Annotated in this window: 5 protein-coding genes; 4 read left to right on the top strand and 1 reads right to left on the bottom strand. The window is 73.4% G+C overall.

The features are described from left to right. The 4 genes from C1I93_RS28030 to C1I93_RS28015 form a co-directional block, all read left to right on the top strand. Nucleotides 1-673: ComEA family DNA-binding protein (locus tag C1I93_RS28030; RefSeq protein ID WP_111246270.1), on the top strand; the 673-nt coding region annotated here is incomplete at its 5' end. Further along, the gene (locus C1I93_RS28025; RefSeq protein WP_111246269.1) at nt 670-3,048 is read left to right on the top strand and encodes a ComEC/Rec2 family competence protein; all 2,379 of its coding nucleotides are present in this window, start codon (nt 670-672) and stop codon (nt 3,046-3,048) included. The genes C1I93_RS28030 and C1I93_RS28025, both read left to right, overlap by 4 nt. A gap of 133 nt (nt 3,049-3,181) precedes the next feature. Then, nucleotides 3,182-4,162: a DNA polymerase III subunit delta gene (gene holA / locus C1I93_RS28020; protein ID WP_111246268.1), complete on the top strand. Its 981-nt coding sequence runs from the start codon at nt 3,182-3,184 to the stop codon at nt 4,160-4,162. Then, the gene (locus C1I93_RS28015; RefSeq protein WP_223256322.1) at nt 4,159-4,632 is read left to right on the top strand and encodes a hypothetical protein; all 474 of its coding nucleotides are present in this window, start codon (nt 4,159-4,161) and stop codon (nt 4,630-4,632) included. The genes holA and C1I93_RS28015 overlap by 4 nt, the downstream gene beginning before the upstream one ends. Before the next feature lie 89 nt (nt 4,633-4,721). Here the strand turns inward: C1I93_RS28015 and rpsT are convergent, their stop codons facing one another. Then, nucleotides 4,722-4,988 carry a 30S ribosomal protein S20 gene (gene rpsT, locus C1I93_RS28010; RefSeq protein ID WP_111246267.1) on the bottom strand — a complete coding sequence of 89 codons (267 nt, stop codon included), beginning with the start codon at nt 4,986-4,988 and terminating at the stop codon, nt 4,722-4,724. Nucleotides 4,989-5,225 lie beyond the last annotated feature (237 nt).

Below are 5,225 nucleotides of genomic sequence, written 5' to 3'. Positions count from 1 at the left end.
GTCCAGGCTGCCGGGGCGGGGTGCGTTCGACCCGGGTCGGCGGGGCGTGCGGGCACTCGCGGTGGTTGCCGTCCTGGTGGTGCTCGCCGCCGCAGGCTGGGCCTGGCGGTCCCGCCCCGAGGTGGAGCCGGTCGTGGCCACGACCGGCACCACCGTCGCCTCAGGTTCGGCGGCACCCACCGGCGGAGCGGCGGCACCGAGCGGCGACGAACCGGTGACCGCGCCGTCGGGGGAACTGGTGGTCGCCGTGGCCGGCAAGGTCCGCCGTCCCGGGTTGGTCCGGATTCCGGCCGGGGCGCGGGTCGCCGACGCCGTCGAGGCGGCCGGTGGGGCGCTGCCCGGGGTGGACGTGGCGATGCTCAACCCGGCCCGGAAGGTCTCCGACGGAGAGCTGATCCTGGTCGGTGTGGCGGCGCCGACCCCACCGCCGGGGGCGGGGCCGGCCGGTGGCGCGGGGCCGGCGGGCGATCCGGCCGCCGGTGGGCCTGTCAACCTCAACACCGCGACCCCGGCCCAACTGGAGACGCTGCCCGGCGTGGGACCGGTGCTCGCCGGCCGTATCATCGCGCACCGCGACCAGCACGGCGGGTTCCGGTCCGTCAGCGACCTCCGCCAGGTCAGCGGGATCGGCGACGCCCGGTACGAGCAGCTCAAGGACCTGGTGACGGTGTGACGGCGGTCAGTGCGGAACCGCCCGATCTCCGGCTGGCCGGGCTGGCCGTGGCGGCATGGCTCACCGCGCTGGCCGGGCTGCCGCTCGACGCGCGACGTACGTTGCTGGTGGCAGGTGTCGCCGCCGGGCTCGCGGTCCTGACGGCGCTGCACCTGCTCGGGGTCGTCGGCCGGCCCGGCAGCATCGCTCGCCGCTACGGCTGGATCGTGGTGGCGGTCCTGATCGGTGTGCTCTGCGGCGGCGCGGCCACCTCGTCCCGGCTGGCCGTACGCGACGCCGAGCCGCTGCGCACCCTGGTCGAGGAAGGCGCCCGGGTCACCGCCGAGTTGGTCGTCCGGGACGACCCCCGGGCGGTACGCGGTGGCATCGTGGGCCGTCCGCCGACCCTGTTGGTGCGGGCCAGGCTGGTCACCGTCCACGGTGCCGCGGGGCAGCGCGTCACCGTGCCGGCCCGGATGCTGGTGCTGGCCGATGACCCGGCCTGGCGCGGGCTGCTGCCCGGACAACGGCTCACGGCCGAGGGACGGCTGATGGAACCACGCGGTGGCGACCTGACCGGCGCGGTGCTCACCGCCACCGGCCCACCCGTCCGGCTCGGCGCGCCGTCGGCCCTGCAACGGGCAGCCGGTCGGCTCCGCGCCGGTCTACAGCGGGCCTGCGCGCCGCTGCCCGACGAGCCGGGCGGACTGCTTCCCGGCCTGGTCGTCGGCGACACCAGCGCGCTGCCTGAGGCAGTGGAAGAGGACTTCCGCGCTACCGGAATGACACATCTGAATGCGGTGTCCGGGTCCAACGTCGCCATCATCGCCGGCGCCGTACTGCTGCTGGCCCGCTGGGCGCGGGCCGGGCCGCTGCTGGCCGCCGGGTTGTGCGGGATCGCGCTGGTGGGCTTCGTCATCCTGGTCCGGCCGTCACCGAGTGTGGTCCGTGCGGCCACCATGGGCGCGATCGGGCTGGCCGCCCTGGCTGCGGGGCGACCCCGGGCGGCGGTGCCGGCCCTGGCCGCCGCCGTGGCGGTGCTGGTGCTTGTCGATCCCGACCTGGCCGCAGACGCCGGTTTCGCGCTCTCCGTGCTCGCCACCGGCGGCCTGCTGCTGCTCGCGCCGCGGTGGCGGGACGGTCTGCGCCGCCGGGGCGTACCACCGGGTGCGGCCGAGGCCCTCGCGGTGCCGGCGGCTGCGCAGCTCGCCTGCTCGCCGGTGATCGCCGGAATTTCCGGGACGATCAGTCTGGTCGCCGTGCCGGCCAACCTGCTCGCGGTGCCGGCGATCGCTCCGGCGACCGTGCTGGGTGTGGTGGCCGCGTCCGTGTCACCACTCTGGCCGGCCGGTGCCGACCTGGCCGCCTGGCTGGCCCACTGGCCGGCGTGGTGGCTGGTGCTTGTCGCCCGGTACGGCGCTCGAATGCCGGCCGGTAACCTGCCCTGGCCGGGCGGGGTCTTCGGCGCGCTGCTGCTGGCCGCGTTGACAGTGGTGCTCCTGGTGGCGGCCCGGCGGCCGGTGGTGCGTCGGTTGCTGCTGGTGGTGACCCTCGCGGTGGTGCTCGGTAGCGTGCCGGTACGGGTGCTCGCGCCCGGCTGGCCGCCCCCGGGGTGGGTCGTCGCCGCCTGCGCCGTCGGCCAGGGCGACACCGTGGTGTTGCCGGTGGCGGCCGGCCGGGCCGTCGTGGTCGACGCCGGTCCGGATCCGTCGGCGGCCGACGCCTGCCTGCGCCGCCTCGGCGTACGCCGGGTGTCGCTGCTGGTGATCAGCCACTTCCACGTCGACCACACCGGCGGAATCGCTGGGATCTTCCGGGGCCGGCCTGTCGACACGGTGCTCACCCCGCAGTGGCCGGAGCCGGCTGCCGGGCGGGAACTGGTCCAGAGCGCCGCCGCCGGCCACGCCACTCCGCTGGTGGCCGCCCCGGCCGGCTGGCGCTACCGGGCCGGCCGGACCGACCTGGTGGTGCTCGGCCCGCCGTTCCCGATGCGCGGCACCAGATCGGACCCGAACAACAACTCGCTGGTGCTGCTGGCCGTCGTGGACGGGGTGCGGATCCTGCTCGCCGGTGACGCCGAGACCGAGTTGCAGCGGGAGTTGCGGGAGCATCCACCACCGACCGGTCTGCGGGCCGATGTGCTGAAGGTCGCCCACCACGGCTCGGCGTACCAGGATCCGGCCTTTCTGGACGCGATCCGCCCGGCGGTGGCGCTGGTGCCGGTGGGTGCCGGCAACACCTACGGCCATCCCAGCGAGGCGGTGCTGGCCCGGCTGTCCCGTCACGGGGCGCGGGTGCTGCGTACCGACGTGGACGGAGATGTCGCGGCGGTGCTCGGCCCCTCCGGCCTGGCGGTGGTGACGGGCGGGGTCGACCTGAGTCGGGCGAGACCATGATGAAAAATCGCGAATCCATGATGATTCATGGCGAAAATAACGTAATCAGTCAAATGTCTGGATTTGCGCTGTGTGCGGCGCTGCCGGTGCAGAGCCGACGAGCGGACTGGACCATGCCGTGGGGCGTGCGAATATGGGCGGCGTGACCGCCGCCAGTGCCGCTCCCATTGTGCTCGTCCTCGGCGACGAGGAGCTGCTCGCCACGCGTGCGGTGGCCCAGACCGTCGCCGCGGCCCGGGCCACCGATCCGGACGTGGACGTGCGGGAGTACGCCGCCGGTCAGCTCACCGTCGGCGAGATCGACGAGATGCTCAGTCCGTCGCTGTTCGGTGGCCGCCGGGTGCTGGTGCTCCGGTCCGGTCAGGATGCCCGCAAGGACCTGGTCGCGGCCCTGCTGGCCTACGCGAAGAATCCCGACCCGGACGTGCAGCTCGTCGTGCAGCACCTCGGGGCGGCCAAGGGCAAGGCGTTCGCCGACGGGCTGAAGTCGGCCGGTGCCCAGGTGCTGCCGGCGGCCAAGCTCAAGGGGCACCGGGACCGGGTGGCCTTCGTCCGCGACGAGTTCCGTCGGGCGGGCGGGCGGTGCGCCGACGACGCCGCCGAGGCGCTGATCGCGGCGGTCGGCAACGACCTGCGGGAACTCTCGGCGGCCTGCGCGCAGTTGGTCGCCGACACCGACGGCCGGATCGGTGCCGACACGGTGGCCCGCTACTACCGGGGTCGGGTCGAGGTGAGCGGCTTCACCGTGGCCGACGCCACGATGGTCGGTGACCTGCCAGGTGCGCTGGAGGCGCTGCGCTGGGCGCTGCACGTGGGAGTGGACCCGGTGCCGATCGCCGACGCCCTCGCCGACGGAGTACGCACCGTGGCCCGGGTCGCCTCGGCCGGTCGGGGCAGCTCCTATCAGCTGGCGAGCAGCCTGGGCATGCCGCCGTGGAAGGTCGAGCGGGCTCAGCGGCAGGCGCGTGGCTGGACGCCCGACGGGCTGGTCCGGGCGATGCAGGCGGCGGCCGAGTGCAACGCGGCGGTCAAGGGCGGTTCCGACGACCGGGCGTACGCGCTGGAGAAGGCGGTCTTCTCGGTGGCTGCCGCGCGGCAGGGCGGCGCCAGGTGAGCGGAGCCCTCCGTGGCTCGTGGGCCACGATCCCGGCCGACGAGGAGCGGTACCGGCCGCTCTACGCCCGGGTGCTCGGGTTGCGCTTCGTCAACCCGGGCGGTGTGCTCTGCTTCGTGTTCTTCGAGGGGACCATCGCGTTGGCGGCGCTGCTCGCCCTCGCCGAGCTGGTGAGCTGGTGGGCCGTGCTGGTGCTGCCGATGGCGGTGGCCGTCATGGTCAAGCTCAACGACCTGGTGGCCGCCGCGGTGGTCCGTTCGGCCGCGGCCGTGCCAGAGCAGGAACGCGACAGGTTCCGCCAGCAGATGGCACCGGTCGTCGGGCGGGTCCACGTCGACTGGCGACCGAAGCGGGGGACCGGGGTGGTGGTGAGCGCCGATCCACCGCGGGAACGCGGCGTGGGCGTCGTCGAACCCCGAGATGTGATCACACCCGGGCCCCGCGACGTGTTCAGGCCGGATCTTGGGTGATCAGGTGCTGACGTCGGGGTGAAGGACGACGTGCGGAAGCCCCGAGGCGGCACCCCGGGGCTTCCGTCAGATCTGAAGATCGCGCTGACTCAGGCGGAGAACGACGCGACGCGCTTGGCGATCGCCGACTTGCGGTTCGCAGCCTGGTTGGTGTGGATGACGCCCTTGCTGGCCGCCTTGTCCAGCTTGCGCGAGGCGTCCTGCATGAGGGCGGTGGCCTTCTCGACGTCACCGGCCTCGGCGGCCTCGTGGAACTTGCGGATGGCGGTCTTCAGCGACGACTTGACCGACTTGTTCCGCAGCCGGCGCTTCTCGTTCTGCCGGTTGCGCTTGATCTGGGACTTGATGTTCGCCACGCGACAGCCTCGTCTTGATAGCTCGGGTTGGTCAGCTTGTTGCGCGCGACGAGCATGCGTCATCGCTGCGCGAAGAGCCAGGTTACCAGGCCCGCCCGGACAGGCCAAAACCCCCCCTCCCACGTTAGTTGATCATGAGGTTAGCGACAGTTTGGAGATCGACAAGTGCCGCAAACCTCATGATCAACAAGGGGGGACTGGGGTGGGGTTAGGTCCAGGATTGGCGGTGGGTTAGCC

The organism is Micromonospora endophytica, assembly GCF_003236305.1.
In the GTDB taxonomy this organism is placed as follows: domain Bacteria; phylum Actinomycetota; class Actinomycetes; order Mycobacteriales; family Micromonosporaceae; genus Micromonospora; species Micromonospora endophytica.
Note: the sequence above shows the minus strand (reverse complement) of the source record. Positions and strands in the feature narration are given on the sequence as shown.